Genomic DNA, 19,154 nt, shown 5'->3' with positions numbered 1-19,154 from the left:
TTGGACAAAAGTGTGTCACCGACTTTTGTAAATTAGAGCAACAAGGATTAGTTTTTGTACGGATAACACTTCCTCAAGAGACCCCCTTACTTACATGCTCAACCTTTCTGCTTCAACTCGAGACAGTACATTAACCACCTCAGCTTGGTATTGTTCAATTGTGTGTTCAAAATAAAAAAAACCATCGTAGCACCTATTAAATGCTCGTTCTTTAAAGTTTTTGTACCAACTGATGGTGTCCAGTCCATACTTATCAATTGGCGGCTGCACTACGTTTATACAGTTTTGTTGTAGAAGCATTAATGAAAGTTTTTCCAGCATCATTGAACCAAAGAAGTTTTCAGATAAGTAGCCTTTAAGCTCTGTTTCACTCATCCGATTAACATCAACTATATGTTCCTCTACAACCCGATCATAAATTTCCATATACTTTAATTCTGAGTAACACTGAAGTAGAGCCGTAACCTCAGCAATTTGCTCTCTCGTTAAACTTGAAAGTAACTTTTCTCTTAACTCACTTTTCTTTAATAACTCCTGCGTCATTTTATCAAAATCGGGATTATATATTCGGATTTTAGTCTCCGTGCGTTCGTACACTGACCGATACTCTTCCACTGACTTATAATCAAAATACACATCGAATATTGTTCCGATAGCTTCTAAATTGAGGTGCTTTGGTTTGTTAATAATTTTCAGGCTGTGGTTCAAATAATGATTACGTTCGATTGCAGAAATTGTTCTGCTATATAGACCACTAGATAATTTAAATTCATTTCTGACAAGTTGTTTGGCTTGCTTCGCTATGGGTTCTCCCTCTTTAGTTTCATATTTAGCCAGGTTCAAAGAAATTGACTGTAGGTCATAAAATGAAAGTTGATTTGGTGTGGTAACCCAACTGTATTCATATTTCATCTCATTAGTAATAACATCTTGAAAATCAAACATCTTGAATAACATTGTAAACCTGAGTTCAAGTATTCCGATGTTTATAAGTGGTGTTTCAGATAAGTGAACCTGACTATCGTTGCTGGCAGGATATCTAAATGTCTGGCCTGTAGGGTCGATATCTGCAATATCTTTAATGTAAGGGTCAAGAAGGGGGACAAGCTTGTTGAAGCGTGAATCGATTATAGGAGCATATTCACTAATCAGACTCCATAATTTAGATAGGTTATGAGTGGAGGCTTCATCTATTGTAGGAAAGGGCATAAGTGTCCCCTTTAAAGAGCGATCTTTTGCTACTTTTGCATCCCTATACTGCTTAAGTTTTACGTCCCTTTGGGTCGCTAAAATACTTAAATCTTTCCACCACTTTTTTAGCCTTAGTTCAACGGCATGCCTCATGTTGAAACAAATAGGATATACCAAATAATCAAGGTGAGTTCTTAACTCAGAGGATTCTTTCGCGGATCTAATTAGTTCCAGTGCGGCACTTGAAAACCCAAGTGCGTAATCAGTATTTGATCGGGCTTCTCCTTCAGGGGCGAAGCTACCATTGTGACCGACTGTGGCATTTAGGTGAATCGTTTCACCTCCAGAAAAAGTATCGTTCTCTATTCTTTGATTCACTTTAACACCCTGCTATATAAACAAAACTCTGAATACATACTGTCTTTTTAGACGTCTGATTTATAATAGGTTTATTAGGTAAATTAAGTCAAAGACTAGGCTAATAATTGTTAAACATGCCCGTTCGGCAAACTTTGGGGCAAGTCTTCTCAGCCAAGAGCAAACTGGCACATTGATGGACAGATATTATTTAGACACATAGCTCTATTCCGTTTCTGTCAGATTAGAAAAAGTCTGTTGAAACGTAAGCGCGCAATTAAGCAGTAAGGCCTTATTCAGCCTCATCGATTTCCAGCGCCCACGGCATAAGATCGGTCAGATCATCTTGTGGCGATCGCATCGGCAGCACTTTGAATAAGTGCACGAAGTAGTAATATGGATTGATGTTATTTGCACGACAAGTCATCACCAAGCTATACAAGTTAGCGCTCGCAGTCGCACCTTCAACTGATGTTGAGAACATCCAATTTTTTCGACCCGTTGTAAACGGACGGATATCTCGCTCTGTCACATTGTTATCAATGCTTATGTCACCATCTTCTAGATAAGTGAGCAACTTCGGCCATTGGTTAATCGTATAATTTATGGCGAGGCCGATTTGACTTTTCGGCAGTACTTTTCCTTGGCTTTCCAGCAACCACTTATGGAACGTGCCTAAGATGGGTTTCGATTTTCGTTGTCGTAGATGTTGCCGCTCGACAGTGCTCAAGCCTTTAGCTTCCTGTTCAATACCATAAAGCTTTGCGATAAAGCTGATGGCTTTCTCTATACGGCCCGATTTCTTCTTCGGTTGCGCTTTTTGTGCATCGGTAAATTTGCGTCTTACGTGTGCTAAGCACCCCGCTTGGCTAACATTATCGAGGCCGTTATAAGCTTGATAACCATCGGTGAGTAGGTAACCCGAGTAGCCACCAAGGAAGTCTTTAACACATTGCCCTGCACGACTTGGTTGATAGTCGTAAATGACCACAGGTTGTTTGGCGAACTCACCGCTACGATAAACCCACATATAAGATTTGCTTTGTGCTGAGCGCTCTTGCTCTCGCAACACTTGAACGGTCGTTTCATCCGCGCAGATGAGTTTTTCATTCAGTAAATGAGCTTTCATTGCTTCAACGATAACGGTCACTTTACTGCCCAGTTGAACACACCAGTTTGCAAGCGTGCCTCGGCTTAACTCGATATCTGAGCGCTTTAAGATTTCAACCTGGCGATAAAGCGGCAAGGCGTCAACATATTTGGCCGTAACTACCGCAGCGAATGCTTCAGGGCTGCCGATGCTTTTCGGGATCATGTTGGCAGGTCGAGGGGCGGTGACGATTTTGCTGCTGGTTTGTGTCTTTTCACACTGACGGCAGGCGTATTTCGTGCGCTCATGCCGCACGACGCTGACCTTCTGAGGGATGATTTTTAGCTCTTCCGAGACTTCAGTACCGCATGGATGTAGCGGTTCATTGCAGCATTCACAGTAAGGGGCATTGAGTGTGTGCTGATGAACTTCACGATCAAGCTCTACTGGTAATGGTTTTCGGCCTTTCTTGTGATGCTTTGGACTGGCTTTAGGTAAGGCATTTTGCTGCTCAGCTTCGTTAAACGTCCCTTTCGGGGCTTTTTCACTTTTAGCGGAGAAGCGCTTGGACTTACTTAAGTTAAGTTCCTCAAGAAGCAGCCGCATTTTATTCTCTAACTCAACCACTTCTTCTGATTGGGTATCAACTGTTTTTTTCAGTTCATAGTTCTCTTCCTGAAGCTTGAGTAGCATCGCTTTGAGTTGTTCTACATCATCAGGAAGTTCGGTCATTTTTTGGGGCTCGTCATCTGTCATTTCCCCTTAGTTTGACAGTGAAAAAGGATCGCTCAAGTCCAATGAGGTGATCAGTATCATCGCTCACACTTCTCGGCCATAAAGGGGCTGATGAGCCTTTGGGTTTTCAAGATTCAACCCAGATAATAGCCAGTTAAGCTGTTGAGTAGATATGTGGATATGGCCCGCGGCTGTAGGCTTTGGCCACTTAAAGCGGCCTTTTTCGAGTCGGCGATAGTAGAGCCAAAAGCCGTTAGTGTCCCAAAAGAGAATTTTGATTTTATCTCGGCCACGATTACAAAAGATGAACCACGCACTGCTCAATGGATCCATTTCTAGCACATCAGCGACAATGAGAGAGAGGCCGTCAATCGACTTTCTCATATCGGTAACCCCCGAGACGAGATAAACCGCGCCACTTGGGATCATTGCAGCGCCTTCAGCCAAGTTTGAATTTGAGAAAATGAAAGTGATGTCGGCAGCTCGGCGCGCACGCCATTAGGCAAATGTACAACGACCATTTCGCCACAAAAAGACGGTTGGCTATTAATGACCATTTGGTGCGCAACCTGTTCATTGTCAGTGTTCTTGAGCTTTTTTAGCCAATAGTGAAAAGTGGCGTAATTAATATCGTGCTTTTTACAAAAGTCTGGAATAGAAAGTCCACCTTCTTGCTGCTTGGAGATGATGGCCGTCCAATGTTGGTGCTTTTCTGATTGAGTCATAGTTCCTCCATTTGTTTGGGAAACTATGACAAAGGCTTGCTGATATTAGAATGTGGGGTTAATTGCGCGCTTACGTTGAAACACTAAGCATTTGTTATACGGCACAGTAACCTTGGCTACAGTCTTCTGGTGAACTTAGTTTAGTCCACCAGAATTCATACCTCGGCTACAATGGTTATTAGCTAGGCTATGTCCTCTCTAAGGAGGTAACCTGTAATGGAGTATTGCTCGACTAGGAAATCCAACACAACCAATACCTGTACCTTTAACTTAGGTGTTTGTCTCACTCTATCATGATTTTTGAATAGATATCTTCTCATATATCTTTCCAAGTAAAATAGTGTATTTCCTGATTTGTCTTGCGACAAGTCGATGTCAAAGGTTTTTATTGCATTACAGATCCAGTAAATACCATCATCTATAAATTCACTTCCAATGCTACAAAGTAGCTTGCTGATACTATAGATGAAAGAAGGTTCTCCACCTATTTTACCGCTCAGGTCATAAAAAAATACTTTATTCTCAGCCGAAAAGGTATGCCAAGCCAGTGCATCGTCCTTCCAAGGGGTTCTTGCAAATAGAAAGGATTCGATTGTGCGCTCTTTATCATGCCGCCAACCTTGACTACTAAGTGAATCAACGATGTAGCTTTTAAATCGGTTCCATACATACCAAAATGAGTCTGGCATATTCAGCGAGTCTTCAGCGCTAACAAATTCATTTAATAAATCTGCCGTACCTTCGCTCAAGGTGAAATTATCCGTAAAATATTTCAGGTATCTATCTTTTTTGTCATTATCTAGATGAAGGACAAAACGAGCATAGTGTTTCAAAAACTCATGTCTAAATGCATAATCAAGACGGTCTTCTCTATCACGTGAGAGTAATTGTTGTGAAATTACCCTAATAATTTCCTCGACAAAGGGCAAAGGTTCTTTAAGTACATTACCTAATGGCAAAAGCTGAAAAGCAGTTATCAATATGTCGCTATCTACGCTTTCAATATTGTCGATTGCGGATTCCTTGATGGTTTCATCTTCGATACTCTTTATTACACTCTCTAGTTCTTTAAACAACTCCTGTTCAAAGTCATTTTTATCAATATCATATTTTTTCTGTTCATACGCCTCTTGCCTTAAACGATCCTGAACAACTCTATATTTTTGAGCAACTACCAAATACCCAATGTACAAAGACTTCATGAACTCAGGGTCGTCGTTCCATAAGTGCTGCACAGCTTGAATAGCTACTGAATTTATCCTATCCATTCCCATCATCGATATCGAGTCATGTCTCATTAAAGCTCTAATTAAGATAAGCTTGATAGTAAATCTTTCATCTGGAAAATCTTTTATTAACCTTGGAAGAACAAATAAAGCAGGAACAAGGCCGTCACCAATCTGATGTATGTAATCATCATTGTTAACGATGTTTGCATATTCAAATATGACTTCCTTGCAAAATTCTAGCTCGGTTTTTCCTAATTTTTCTTTGAAGTCCCTCAACAACACAGTGCATACATACGATGGTGTGGCTCGATCGAACAGCAATCCCTCCGTCATACAGCCCTCAGAAAGCTTATTCCATATTTCTTTTGCCTCACCCAAAGCAGTCAATGGCTCATTTTCATAAGACTCATACTTATTGTAACTATCTCTATCGTAGAGCCTGCTATCGGCCCAAGTATTTAAAGCTAAATGTGCAAAAGGCTTATTTGCTTCTCGCTGAGACGTTTCACTATATTCTTTGAGATCTGGAGCAATTTCAGGATTGAGTTCTATTGCTATACCGTTTTCTACTTTTTTCGCTTCAGGAGCCATTTTCCTTTTGTCCATGCGAGCCAAAAATAAACGCCATGTTTTATGTTGATGATTTTCGTGTTCCTTAGCTGGTAAATTCTTGTAGTGATAGTCCAGAATTTCCCAAATTTCCTGAAGTCGTTTTTCTGATTCCTTTTCACTTACGTCCTCAGTTCTAAAAAATTGATATTGGAGTGCTATGTCTTCTAGTGAATGTTGCCTATGTTTTTTGTCACAGGCACTTATCCTTTCATTCTCATGAAGCTCATTCATTCGATTGATACTAAAGTTTTTCAGCGAGGTAAGTTGAGTCTTATGTGTTTGATCCAGAATCATTCGAGAAGAGTCATAAAAGAAAAATTCTCTCGTTCTAAATAGAGTTTTGGCAACATTAAATGTTTTCTCATGAAACGCACATACTATGCTTGCAACAACAGCCACAAGCGCAGAAGATTCAGCTCTTTCTAGGATATAATTTAGATAATATTCAAGTACTTCAGATTTAGTACTTTTTCCTCTCTCAAGAAAGAAACGTTCGAGCGACATTAGTATTGATTCAAGTAGATTAGGGGTTACCTGTGTTCCTCGGTACATGCACCAAAGACGAGTTGAAATAGGTAAATTGACATTTTTACCATTATCTAGATACAGTGTTGCAGTCTCTACTTGACCTTTATCAAGGCTAGATACAGCATATGTTTTTGATGAATAATTTATTAGGTCGGTAATGAAATTTAGTGCTAGTTTTAAATCTGCCTTTAATAAGGCATATATAGGTGTTTGATAAGCACTAGCAGGATAATAGTCTTGGTGACTAGACTCAACACCAAATTCATGTTCTATCTCTAGTCTTGAACCATAAAAACAATCATTCTTTTGTGGTTCATATATCCAAAAACATTTGGCTAGAGCTATTACTTTTTCTGGGATTTCAGTAGCAACATTAAAACATTCCATTCTTGTTAAAATGAATTCACTCATTAAGTGATATGGATTATTATGTCGCTTCCAGTTGTTTAAAGTTACTTCATCAATAATCTCTTTAAGCTCGCTTTTTATTTCACTGACTCCATAAAGAATAGTTAGAATCAAATTTTTGGAAAAACTGTCATCTCCAATATAAACTCTATCTTCGATTGCCGACTTGTAAAACGCTAGAGCAATTAGGCTAGCACATTTTGTTGCATCACCAGAGTTATTGTGACTATTCCAGTCATGGAGAACGGGTAATACAAAATTAAGATTATCAATACCTATATTTTCTATATTATTATGGATGAACTTGATAAGCGAATACCACCCGTTTCCCTTCGGCTTAGTAATTACATACTCCATTGATAAAATATCTGGCGCCCTGACACCAAACTTGTCAAAAAGGCTATTATCTACCTCCTTACATCCTATTCTTATCAGCAAGGATAACCGCTTGAGAAGTTGGAAATCGTCTTCCAATAGTGAATCTTTATTCACTTTAAAAAAGTAATCGGAATAATCGGACAGAAGCATAGAGACTAAAACTTCATCTTTCCACAAATTAGATATTTTGCAAGATGACAAGGTTTCCATAATAAGGTGGCTAACATCTTCATTGGACGCGCTAAGTTTCTCTGATAACCACCGCCTGAAAACTCTTCTTATGGCCAAAGACTCTTGTATTTTTTCAAAAAATATTTCTGAATTTACTGAAGTTAAAAAATTGCTCTCTACGAATTTATCAAGCGCCCATTCTTTGTATATGTCATGAGTAATAAAATACCCACGAGTAGGCTCATAGCTGATTATTCCATCGGAAACTAATGCTTTTTCTACCGCTTCATTTGAGTAGCTAAAGTCTGGAATGACGAAAAATCTTCCTGAATTAGCTCTTTCTTCGGCAAGATGTATAAAAAATTGCTCTCGTTGTGGGGATCGTTTCGCAATGACTCTTGGCCATAAAGACTCTTTGAATTCAAAGTAGCTTGCACCTTTGTTCTCCTGATAATGCCTCAAATATTCTCTGAGATAAAATGGTGTTAATATGAGCACTTTGAACTTTTTATCATCAGGGATGACAAAATCATGTTTTTTGGCAAGTTCGAATAATGTATCTTCGTTCAGATTCTCTAAATGTATCGGCTTAAAACTAATTTTGTACATTTCATATAATTGAAAAACCAAGTCATCTAGGTAGGCATTTCTCGTAGTGAACCACACCCTCCATTTAGCTTTGATTAAGCTAGAAAGGTACTCTTTAATAGGAGCCGTATTTTCTAAAGCAATTAAGTGTTCCGCAGAATCAATAACAACTGTTTTATTGTCAGCCCCTTCATGTGCTTCAATAAAGTCCTTTAAAAAAACACCTGATAGAAATTCATTTAAGTTGCTAACGGAAAACTCTGTCGCTTTATGTACATAAAAGGCATCATTCGCCCCCTTATTACCATAAAGTTCTTTTATGAGAGATGTTTTCCCTGTGCCGCCTTCACCACTTATAATTGACGCGTTAGTGTCTGACTTTTCAATTTCAGATATAATACTAGAGCGATCGATTGAAACATCTTGGTCGCCAAAGGCTATAGAAGTTTCAATATCATCCAAAATTGTACCTGTATGAGACTCAAATGACTCCAAAAGCCCAAACAAATTGTCAGATTGAGTGAAAAAGTACGAAATGAACCGACTACAATCATCGACAACAAACGGCGATTCGAAAAAACTACAGCATCGCCACTCAATTTCTAAGTTATTTTCCTTTGCCTTTGTTTCTGCTTCTATCTTTCCTTGTGGTTCTTTTCCTTTGTTTTGACCCCATTCTGAGTTTGTGTAAAAAATTATTTTATTTAAATCAGGGTAATCACGTTTTGCTTTTGTAATTGTTTCTAGTATATCATTTTTGTGACTAGATAATGCAGTTGCATAAAATTTAGCTTGCCAGCCAATATTGACTCCATTTGATGAAATTGGATTGGTTTCTATTGCCGACTGGTTTTTATATCGAAAAATACCAGTTTTCACTCGGAATTCATTGCAAAAAAGGAGATAACACATCCATTCAAAAGCGTCTTGTGGATTTGTTGAAAATTTTGCTTTAAATATTTCCCAATCTGTCTTAATCAATTTTACTTCAACCCTTTTTAAGTACTAACTGATATTGAACGATATCATTTTCAATGACTATTGAAGGCTTTGGTAAAACAGTAAAGCCTCACTTTGGTTCAAAATCAGACCTTATCTGCCCAACGCACCATAGTAAACTGAGTACATATTTAATCATTAGCAAAAGTAGGTCAACTAATGTCGTAAGAAGTAAGTCAAGATTGCTGAGCTACGCAACTTTGGGGCAAAGGCGAGTTACAACACTCGCTAAAACGTCTCTGGACAATTCCGAGTTACGTTTTTTCTAATTTAGTAAAGCATGAATAAACTGAGGTATGGCAACATTCGTTTAGTAGAGTGTCCATAAACACTGTAGCAGAACACTCTCAAGCCACCTTTATTGTTAAGCTAATTGTCGCCTAATAACATAGAGAAAATTTTGATTAGAGTAGGCCTCGAACTTTATATGCCAAATTTCTTTAGCTCTAATCAGTGGTGTAAAAATATGTAAATTGAGTTTTCAATATATCCCTCATTGATACTCTATTCCTTGTCTTCACTTTACCTATCCCATTTTTCAACACACTCTATAAGAAGGAAGTTATGAGAAAACACATACTCGGGTTTATTGTTTTGGTGACATTGATAACGAACTCAGTTCATGCGGAAGATCAACTTACAGCTACTATCATTGGATCAGGTTCGCCTATTTATAATGAAAATCGCGCGAGCGCTAGCACCTTAATCTCTGCTGGTAACACCCATATACTGGTTGATATGGGTAATGGCACTCAAGCAAACTTATCTAAAATTGGTTTTGATGTTCGTGACTTATCGAGCCTATTTATCACTCATCACCATCTAGATCATAATGAAGAGTTTGTTCCCGTATTAATTCGCCTATTATTAGGCAGAGATGATTTCACCATTATTGGCCCCCCCAATACAAAAAAAATGACGGAAACAAACGTGGATTTGTATGAATCTGATATTGAATATCGACTCGGGAAAACTCAAAGAAACTTGGATGATCGAATCAAAGCTTTGGATGTGACCGATATAGAAGGTGGGGAATCATTTTCTGTTGGTGATATACAAGTCACGACACTTCAAGTTCCACATACAATCCATACTATCGCCTATCGCTTTGACTACAATAGCCAATCGATCGTTATTACTGGGGATCTAACTTATTCAGAAGCTCTGCCTACTCTCGCCAAAAATGCGGATTATATGATCATAGATTCTGGCGGAATGGTAATGATTGGCGGGCGTCAAAAAAATAAAAGGTCTAAAAAAGATAAGGAAAATGGTTCAAATAAGAAAGCTCACGCTCATCTTAATTTGAATGACTCAAGTACACTTGCTCAAAAAGCGAAAGTGAAAAATCTTGTCTACACACATTTTAATACTGGAGAAATTGACACTGAAGCGAGTTTGAAAATGATCCGTAAAAACTTCAGTGGTCATGTTATTTTCGGTGAAGACCTTATGGTCGTAAACAATGCGGCCCAACCCGAATTATTCCAAACATCACAAACCGCTAACTACGCAATTGTCGATACCGGACAAAAAAAATCGTACAACAATAATGAAGTGATACCATTTCCAGTCAGTGGGGATGATTTTTATGGTCAGGATTCCAACTACAACTCGAACCAAGCGTCATACACAGACAATAATGATGGCACTATCACCGATAATATTACCGGCTTAATCTGGCAAAAGCAGATGGGGGAAAAACTTAGCTACGATGAAGCATTGCTCAAAATGAACAGTTTGAATTTAGCAGGTCATGATGACTGGCGCATTCCTACCATTAAAGAGCTCTATTCACTCATTCAGTTCTCAGGTCAGGTTAAAGGACAAAAAGCGGTCACACCTTTTATCGACACTAGTTTCTTTAACCAACCTCTCGGTAATACACAGATTGGAGAGCGAGAAATTGATGCACAAACTTGGTCCAGTACTGAGTATGTTGACAAAACCATGAAAAATGATGATACGGTTTTTGGGGTTAATTTTGTTGATGGTCGTATCAAAGGTTACCCAAAGTTTAACCCTCGCACTAAAGAACCGAATAAAATGTACTTTAGGTTTGTTAGAGGCAATGAAACCTACGGTAAAAACAACTTCATTAACAATAATGATGGCACCGTCACCGATTTAGCGACAGGTTTAACTTGGCAACAAGAGGACAGCAAAGCAGGTTTGAATTGGCAAGAAGCACTAGAGTATTCAGAAAACCTAACATTAGCAGACCAGAGTGATTGGCGTTTACCAAATGCAAAAGAGCTACAAAGCATTGTGGATTATACACGCTCACCTGAAACCTCTAACTCAGCAGCCATCGACCCTATTTTCTACACATCTTCAATAACAAATGAAGCTGGTGAAAAAGACTACCCTTATTATTGGAGTTCAACCACTCACCTTGATGGCCCTACTCCAGAGTCTGGCGCAGTTTATGTGTCTTTTGGTAAAGCTTTAGGTCAAATGCATGAGAACATAATGGATGTACATGGTGCGGGTTCACAGCGTAGCGACCCTAAAGCGGGGCAACCGATGTCACGTGGTCCACAAGGCGATTATATTCGGGTTGATAATTATGTACGCAGCGTAAGAGGCGGTTATGACGACTTTCCGGCTCAAGCAAACACACCTCCTCAGGCTGAAAAAGTCAACGAATATACGACGACGGGTGCAAATGTAAGCAGCCAAGTTCGCTCAGGAAATCAAACTCAGAACCTCAATAAAAATCAAAACCAGAGTAATAAGTTTATCAATCGATTGGATAAAAATGGTGATGGAAAAGTATCAGCTTCTGAATTTAAGGCAGGCACCAAACGCTTTAATCATTTGGATAAAAACAAAGATGGTTACATCACAGCAAATGAAGCACCAACAGGTCCCCCGACACACCGCCAATAACAGGCGAAACTGCCTCCCTATAAGGTGCGTTGATGATTAATTAGCTGGTCGCTTGAATTGCTGGCTTTTTTCATTCTTAACGTAAGGCTTCCCTACTACCATAACGAACTATGAATTTAATTACTCAGACTTAAATGTATAGTGAACTATCAAATTGGCAATGCATTTTAAGACCTAGGTATGGAAAGTAAGTTAATTTTGGGGAGCGAGAAATCAGGTTTAATTCTGTACAGGCATGATGTATGGGATCCACTCCTTGGTAAGGCTCATTTTGTTAGACACTAGGTTGATTAGATTTGGTAGGGAAAACGGAGATCCCTAAATTTTGTAGAGTATTTAATCTAACGAGTTTTGGGGCAGATCTGAGCTAGCTGGCACTTTTTGAGAAAAGTGCCACAAGTAAAACTTCAAGTCTATGAAGCCTCTGGAGAATTCCGTGTCAGTGGCCTTTCTAAATGAGCAATTCATGGATAACAAAAGATGAAATGGAAAGTCGTTAACTTAGTGTTCAACATTATTGGTGCAGTTCAGTTGGCTTCATGCCCTATTGTCAAACATGTCAGCGAGTGACCGTTAAAGATGTCATCTCATCACATAAATCGAGCAGATGCTTGGTGGCCTGCATATAGGCGGGGTAATCACAAAACAGCGTTCTTTGCTCTTCAGTCATACTCTGCAGTTCACGTTTGAGTTTCCATTGCAGCTGAGTAGTGTGCAACATGGCTTTCAATGGCTTATAGACACTCATCTCATAGACTGAGTTCAGGCTCTCAATGGTAGAGGCTTGCAACTGCTGAGTCGCTCCTGAGCACTTCATTTCTCGGATCGACTCAAGACATTGACGGTACAGCTCTGTTTCGGTGATATCTTGCAGAGGCGTTTTATTATCTACCGCCAGCAGCGCTAGTCGTTCACGAATCAAATCGACCCAGTATTGCTTAGTGACAATACGTTCTAAGTCAGCAATATCAGCATCTAGAATCTTGTTTTCAACATCGATTTGTGATGCTTTGACCACCGTTCTCACCTTAGGAAAAGGGAGTTGATATTCTCGACAAAGATCCACAATCAGGGTGTGAAAACCTCCATGAGGAAGGTGTATATTGCTTTTAAAATTTGCAAGCGATTGAACTTGCTCATCATTTAGATGGCTCATAAGGACTACGTTCTCTAATTACCGAAAAAATTGTACGCTGACAATCATAAACTAAATCGTTTAATAGTGCGTTAGGGAAGTCTGGGAGTTATATCGGCGGTGCTACAAAAGATTAGTGATGATTGCAGCTGTATATAAATTGGTAAGAATTACTAACGTTTTGGATTTATCACTCTAAGGTGCTTTTAGGCGCAATAGCTTCCTAACTTAATGGCAAGCATACCTATGAGCTAGCCCCTCCACTAAAGACAAAAATTTTGTACATCCGAAAACACAAAAAGAGCCGCGATTGCGGCTCTTTTGTTATGGTTTTTTATTCAATTAGGCAAACAGGAATGTATACAAGTAACCTGCCCCAACTGCCATGCTTAGGATGACGAACAGGAATGCTGCAATCATTTGGTTTTTGAAGATTGATTTCAACAAGATAACTTCGGTTAGACTTGCACCTGCGCTACCTATGATCAATGCCATTACCGAACCAAGCGCCATGCCTTTTTGAACTAGAGCAGCACTGAGTGGGATAACTGCCTCAGCTCGAATGTATAGCGGTATACCGATAACGGCCGCTACAGGGATTGCATACCAGTTGCCAGCACCTGCGTACTCAGCAATCAAATCTGTTGGGATGAAGCCGTAGATTAATGAACCAAGCGCAATCCCCATTAGCAAGTATGGTAGAACCTGTTTGAAGTCTTTCCATGTATTTCCCCAAATACGAACCCAACGGTTTGGCTCTGCGGTTGGAACAATTGTAGCCGTTGCTTCACCTGTTGCTGAGCAGCAAGAAACTTGTACTTCTGGCAAAGCATCACCACAAGAGGTTCCACAGCCAGACTCTTTTTTAGGTGCTGGTGTAGAATCGCCACAAGAAGTACCGCAGCTTGAGCCAGAATCTATTGATTCATACGCTTCTGGACGTACATATTTCTCAAAACCTAACTTCTCTAGGATAAAGCCAGCTGAAACGGCAACAACCATAGCTACTGCAAAATAGAACACTGCTACTTTCAAGCCGAATGTTGCAATGAACAGACCAATGATGATTGGATTAAGTAGCGGTGATGCAAACAAGAACACCATCATTGGACCAAAACCTGCTCTAGCTCTCAATAGGCCTTTCAAAAAAGGAATCGTTGAGCAAGAGCAAAATGGTGTGATTGCACCGAGAAATGCAGCCACGATGTAACCTTTGCCCTTTCTTGAACTCAGGATTGATTGGATTTTCTCTGGGGTTAAAAACTCTTGGAGCATACCGACCAAATAGCTTACAGCTAGGAATAGTATGACTAGTTCTGTAGCCAAGAATAGGAACATATGTCCTGCTTCTTTTGCCATTGCGATAATTTCTGGACTCATGTGGCTTACCTCTCATTTCGATATTTTTCGAATTATAATCAGTAAATTCTGGTCGTCAACATTTATTTCGAAAAACCTCGAAATATATTTTTCCTTCGCTATAATAGTTCCATTAAATTCGAAACGAGAGAGCCAACATGATTAAACATTCATTCGCCTTAGTACAGATATTGGCGGTTGCTTTTGTTCTAACTGCTTTTGTTCTAACTAAAGTGACCCAGAACGCGTCCTTTGCCCAAAGCCATCAGATTGCTGTTACGATTTCAATTGCGCTAATTAGTGTTGCTTGAGCTGCGTTGAGTAGCATGATTTGGAATATGCTTAACGCGAAAATACCCTATCTAGCGAGGATATATCGCAAACTCTGAGAAAGAGAAGATCACTCGCGCTCAGTTTGCTATCAATAGCTAAGTTGAGAAATGCTAATTGCATCAAATTTTTTTAATTTCTAATCTGGTTCTGACCCGACAGATTTCTTCAAGCCGAAAAGGCTTTTTACCGCCACTGCTTTTGTTGTGTTAAAAACCCCCTTGATAACCTCCTTTTTGATTGGCCATCGCGGTTGTAGTTAGAAGGGACTGGGCAAGAATTTGCTCGTTAAATTATGGGTGTCCAGCATTTCCTCATCAACGAATATAACGATCTTTATAGATTAATATAACAACCGTTATAAATTAAAGTGCACGAATAATGTTGCACCTGAAACAAAACGATGTATACTCACGTCAAATATTGTTGCAGGTGAAACATAATGATGAACAAAGCATATCAATGGGTACTCTATTTTATTCTTGGTCTAAGTGCGCTATTTGCGGCATTTTTAGTGATGAGTGATAACTTAGCGCCCTTTACCACACAAGCTCAACTACATATCCCAACAAGCCGAATTGCAGCCGAAGTATCAGCACCAGTTGTAAAATTAGTCGTTAAAAATGGTCAATCGGTTAAAAAAGGTGACTTACTCGTTCGCTTAGATGCAACGCGCTACCAATTGGCACTCGCGCAAGCAAAAGCCGCATTAGTTATTGCAGAGCAGCATTATCAAGCAAATAAACAGCATCTCAATGGCGCAACAGCAACACTGCGTCAACGCATCCAAGAAACGGCTAATGAGCAACATAAGGTAAAACGTAATGAGCAGTTAATGCGTCGTAAACTCATTAGCCAAGAGATGTTAGAAGATAGCCGTACCAGTTTAGCAGTTCACCAGCAAGCCGTTACATCGGCAAGAGCATCGGTTGCACAAATTAAAGCTGAACTAATCCAAAGTAGTGAAAATGGCGCACTTGCTACAGCTCATGCTAATGTTGAATTAGCGCAACTTAATTTGAAAAAAACAACAATTGTAGCACCTGTAGATGGCGTAATTAGTAACCTTAGCCTGACTCCGGGAACTTATGTAAATGCAGGTAATCCAGTCCTATTTTTAGTCGACCGCAATCACGCTTGGATAAATGCAGACTTCAATGAAAAAGGCATCACGAAACTTGCTAAAGATACTAAAGTTCGTGTGATTTTTGATGCACTTCCTGGTGAAATTTATCAAGGTAAAATTCAAGGTAAAGAACTAGCAATTTTTGATGCTAGTAGTGATAACAATGGCTTAGCTCGCGTCGTTAATGATGATCGTTGGATTCGTGATCAGCAAAAAGTTCGTACACAAGTTACCTTACCAACATTAAATGATTCGTTATTTTCTGGCTCAAAAGTAAGTGTCATGGTTATCTCTGATTCTTCTGTTTGGGATACCCTTAGTAATGTATGGATGCACCTATTAGCTAACTTACGTTATTTAGTTTAGTCATTGTATTTATTATTAATTTGGTGGCATTGTTATGAATAATTCAACCCGTGGTGATATCAACTGGCATGAAGTAACATGGATGGTGTTAATTGTCTCTTTAGGGATGTTAGCGCAACTATGGTTACAGCTCGACATTGCCGCTTATTTAGCTTTATATCCAGTAATGGCAGCAACCAAACTAAATAACTATTCAATGATAGGAATGTTAAAGGCATTCTTACCTGTTTTAGGCGTTGCTTGTGCCGCACTACTGGTACAACAATTATTTGCATCTCATCCAGCAGTTATTTGGTGTATTAGTTTATGGGTGTTTGATTGGGCAAGACGTTGGGCTGATACACCAGCCAAGCTTGGTCAAATCTACATCCCATTGCTGAACTGGTTTTTAGTCATTATATTTGCGCAACATATTCCAATGCCGATGACAATTTGGATCCGAGATATCGCAGCAAGCATGATAGTCACCTTAATTATGGTTCGGTTTGTCATGTTATTTATGTCTCCACCCAAAAAGCCTACGCCACCGATGATGCCGGCAAAAAAGGTAACCTACCAACAACGCATTATCTATATTGCAATGTTAGGCATTGGTCTTGGTTTTTTAATGATGGTCGATCTAATTGCAGCAGCATTTTGTATGATGCCTGTGATTATTGCAGCAGCGCAAAGTGAACGCGCCATCTACCAAATGATGGTTAAAACCTGTTTTTACGCCCATGTGGGTGGTTGTGCCATTGCCTTAGTTTTTGTGGCACTATTAGCCGGTCAACATGCTCATAACTTGATCTATATCGTGGCTTTAACACTGTTAGTTTTGATGATAGCAGTCTGGATCAGCGCCAGTCGAGGTGGTGTTAGAGCGCTACACACTGAAGCAATGCTTGGAACCATGTTGCCTTTACAACTTTATGTATCCGCAACCGATCTCGGCTTGCAAGATACCTATTTTCGAGGTGAGATGATGCTGATCGTATTAGCATTATTAGTCGCCTGCCAAGGAATTATTTATGGAAAATCGCACAGCCTTATCAATCACGGGGATTGATAAATTAGACTCAAACCCGATGTTTTTAATGGGATTTACTTATAAACAGTTTCGTGCCAAAGTCTCTCATGAGCTTTCAGAAGCATCAGGCATATCACTGGAAATGTTTGGCGCGATTAAGGTCTTAAATACCCACGGGCAAATGACGCAACAAGAGCTATCTGATCTATTATTGCGCAACCGCTCGGTCACAAAAAGGCTGGTCGATAACGCCATAAAGCTAAACTTGATTGCTGCAAGTAAGAGTGAAACGAATAAAAAAGTGAAATTGTTAGCCCTAACCGATGAGGGGCAAGCGGTTATGCTCAAGTGCTCCCCGATTGTTAATGATATTTCTCAACAATTTCAAAGTTCATTAACCAAAGATGAGTCACAGCAACTAACTCAACTGCTAGCCAAACTAATCAACATGGATGAATTTGTTGATTAAACCAAGCATACAGAAATAAACCATATAGCAGTAAACCATTAGAATAGACGCAAAATACAGACGCAAAATACTGGACACCCATCACTTCAGCGCAGGCATTCTCGCCTCCGACTCTAAAGATATAGTAAACCGAGCTACTTAGGTTAGGATTTCGTGACCTAGCAAAATTATGGGTGTCCAATATTTTTATTTTGGACGCAATAGCTTCCTAACTTAATGGCAAGCATATCTATGAACGACAAAATTTTTGTACATCCGCAAATACACAAAGAGCCGCGATTGCGGCTCATTTGTTATGGTTATTCATGAAATTAAGCAAACAGGAATGTATACAAGTAACCTGCCCCAACTGCCATGCTTAGGATGACGAACAGGAATGCTACAATCATTTGATTTTTGAAGATAGATTTCAATAAGATAACTTCGGTTAGACTTGCACCTGCGCTACCTATGATCAATGCCATTACCGAACCAAGCGCCATGCCTTTTTGAACTAGAGCAGCACTTAGTGGGATAACTGCCTCAGCTCGAATGTATAGCGGTATACCGATAACGGCCGCTACAGGGATTGCATACCAGTTGCCAGCACCGGCGTACTCAGCAATCAAATCTGTTGGGATGAAGCCGTAGATTAATGAACCAAGCGCAATACCCATTAGCAAGTATGGTAGAACCTGTTTGAAGTCTTTCCATGTATTTTCCCAAATACGAACCCAACGGTTTGGCTCTGCGGTTGGAACAATTGTAGCCGTTGCTTCACCTGTTGCTAAGCAGCAAGAAACTTGTACTTCTGGCAAAGCATCACCACAAGAGGTTCCACAGCCAGACTCTTTTTTAGGTGCTGGTGTAGAATCGCCACAAGAAGTACCGCAGCTTGAGCCAGAATCTATTGATTCATACGCTTCTGGACGTACATATTTCTCAAAACCTAACTTCTCTAGGATAAAGCCAGCTGAAACGGCAACAACCATAGCTACTGCAAAATAGAACACTGCTACTTTCAAGCCGAATGTTGCAATGAACAGACCAATGATGATTGGATTAAGTAGCGGTGATGCAAACAAGAACACCATCATTGGACCAAAACCTGCTCTAGCTCTCAATAGGCCTTTCAAAAAAGGAATCGTTGAGCAAGAGCAAAATGGTGTGATTGCACCGAGAAATGCAGCCACGATGTAACCTTTGCCCTTTCTTGAACTCAGGATTGATTGGATTTTCTCTGGGGTTAAAAACTCTTGGAGAATACCTACTAAGTAGCTTACAGCTAGGAATAGTATGACTAGTTCTGTAGCCAAGAATAGGAACATATGTCCTGCTTCTTTTGCCATTGCGATAATTTCTGGACTCATGTGGCTTACCTCTCATTTCGATATTCTTCGAATTATAATCGGTAGATTTTCGCCGTCAATGTATATTTCGAAAAAAAACGAAATATACATTTTCTCGCTATGATATTC

The 19,154-nt window shown here is 39.6% G+C and carries 13 protein-coding genes and 1 pseudogene; 5 read left to right on the top strand and 9 right to left on the bottom strand.

What is annotated here, in order from left to right:
• Nucleotides 1-90: 90 nt before the first annotated feature.
• The 5 genes from OCU28_RS03560 to avs4 all read right to left on the bottom strand — a co-directional run bounded on the left by OCU28_RS03560 (nucleotide 91) and on the right by avs4 (nucleotide 8,993).
• Nucleotides 91-1,569 carry a transcriptional regulator gene (locus OCU28_RS03560; protein ID WP_261816972.1) on the bottom strand — a complete coding sequence of 493 codons (1,479 nt, stop codon included), beginning with the start codon at nucleotides 1,567-1,569 and terminating at the stop codon, nucleotides 91-93.
• 271 nt (nucleotides 1,570-1,840) lie between these two features.
• A complete protein-coding gene (gene tnpC / locus OCU28_RS03555) occupies nucleotides 1,841-3,370 on the bottom strand; it encodes an IS66 family transposase (RefSeq protein WP_261817421.1) in 1,530 nt (509 codons plus the stop codon).
• 87 nt (nucleotides 3,371-3,457) lie between these two features.
• A complete protein-coding gene (tnpB, locus tag OCU28_RS03550) occupies nucleotides 3,458-3,802 on the bottom strand; it encodes an IS66 family insertion sequence element accessory protein TnpB (RefSeq protein WP_261816971.1) in 345 nt (114 codons plus the stop codon).
• Entirely contained in the window at nucleotides 3,799-4,098 is a 300-nt protein-coding gene (gene tnpA / locus OCU28_RS03545) for an IS66 family insertion sequence element accessory protein TnpA (RefSeq protein WP_261816970.1), read from the bottom strand. The genes tnpB and tnpA overlap by 4 nt, the downstream gene beginning before the upstream one ends.
• Before the next feature lie 182 nt (nucleotides 4,099-4,280).
• The gene (gene avs4 / locus OCU28_RS03540; RefSeq protein ID WP_261816969.1) at nucleotides 4,281-8,993 is read right to left on the bottom strand and encodes an AVAST type 4 anti-phage nuclease Avs4; all 4,713 of its coding nucleotides are present in this window, start codon (nucleotides 8,991-8,993) and stop codon (nucleotides 4,281-4,283) included.
• A gap of 582 nt (nucleotides 8,994-9,575) precedes the next feature.
• On the opposite strand from avs4, the gene OCU28_RS03535 reads away from it, so the two are divergent.
• Nucleotides 9,576-11,903 carry an Lcl domain-containing protein gene (locus OCU28_RS03535; protein WP_261816968.1) on the top strand — a complete coding sequence of 776 codons (2,328 nt, stop codon included), beginning with the start codon at nucleotides 9,576-9,578 and terminating at the stop codon, nucleotides 11,901-11,903.
• Between the two features lie 559 nt (nucleotides 11,904-12,462).
• Here OCU28_RS03535 and OCU28_RS03530 read toward each other — a convergent pair.
• Together OCU28_RS03530 and OCU28_RS03525 are read right to left on the bottom strand one after the other, a co-directional pair.
• Nucleotides 12,463-13,059 carry a hypothetical protein gene (locus OCU28_RS03530; protein WP_261816967.1) on the bottom strand — a complete coding sequence of 199 codons (597 nt, stop codon included), beginning with the start codon at nucleotides 13,057-13,059 and terminating at the stop codon, nucleotides 12,463-12,465.
• Nucleotides 13,060-13,380: 321 nt separating this feature from the next.
• On the bottom strand, nucleotides 13,381-14,418 hold the full coding sequence (locus OCU28_RS03525) for a permease (RefSeq protein WP_261816966.1): 1,038 nt from the start codon (nucleotides 14,416-14,418) through the stop codon (nucleotides 13,381-13,383).
• A 137-nt stretch (nucleotides 14,419-14,555) separates the two neighbouring features.
• On the opposite strand from OCU28_RS03525, the gene OCU28_RS03520 reads away from it, so the two are divergent.
• Complete coding sequence (locus OCU28_RS03520) at nucleotides 14,556-14,708, top strand: hypothetical protein (protein ID WP_261816965.1); 153 nt, start codon at nucleotides 14,556-14,558, stop codon at nucleotides 14,706-14,708.
• A 34-nt stretch (nucleotides 14,709-14,742) separates the two neighbouring features.
• Here OCU28_RS03520 and OCU28_RS03515 read toward each other — a convergent pair.
• Nucleotides 14,743-14,891, bottom strand: a pseudogene (locus OCU28_RS03515) (integrase); the annotation flags it as partial.
• 278 nt (nucleotides 14,892-15,169) lie between these two features.
• Between OCU28_RS03515 and OCU28_RS03510 the strand changes: the two are divergent.
• The 3 genes from OCU28_RS03510 to OCU28_RS03500 are packed head-to-tail and all read left to right on the top strand — an operon-like array spanning nucleotide 15,170 to nucleotide 17,697.
• The gene (locus tag OCU28_RS03510; protein ID WP_261816964.1) at nucleotides 15,170-16,219 is read left to right on the top strand and encodes an HlyD family secretion protein; all 1,050 of its coding nucleotides are present in this window, start codon (nucleotides 15,170-15,172) and stop codon (nucleotides 16,217-16,219) included.
• Between the two features lie 34 nt (nucleotides 16,220-16,253).
• A complete protein-coding gene (locus OCU28_RS03505; RefSeq protein ID WP_261816963.1) occupies nucleotides 16,254-17,267 on the top strand; it encodes a DUF2955 domain-containing protein in 1,014 nt (337 codons plus the stop codon).
• Nucleotides 17,230-17,697: a MarR family winged helix-turn-helix transcriptional regulator gene (locus OCU28_RS03500; protein WP_261816962.1), complete on the top strand. Its 468-nt coding sequence runs from the start codon at nucleotides 17,230-17,232 to the stop codon at nucleotides 17,695-17,697. The genes OCU28_RS03505 and OCU28_RS03500 overlap by 38 nt, the downstream gene beginning before the upstream one ends.
• A 311-nt stretch (nucleotides 17,698-18,008) precedes the next feature.
• Here OCU28_RS03500 and OCU28_RS03495 read toward each other — a convergent pair whose 3' ends face one another.
• Nucleotides 18,009-19,046, bottom strand: coding sequence for a permease (locus OCU28_RS03495; RefSeq protein ID WP_261816961.1), 1,038 nt, complete (start codon nucleotides 19,044-19,046; stop codon nucleotides 18,009-18,011).
• Between the last annotated feature and the right edge of the window lie 108 nt (nucleotides 19,047-19,154).

The sequence above is a fragment of the Vibrio gallicus genome, assembly GCF_024346875.1.
Lineage (GTDB): Bacteria > Pseudomonadota > Gammaproteobacteria > Enterobacterales > Vibrionaceae > Vibrio > Vibrio gallicus.
This window is presented reverse-complemented; position numbering and strand designations above follow the sequence as displayed.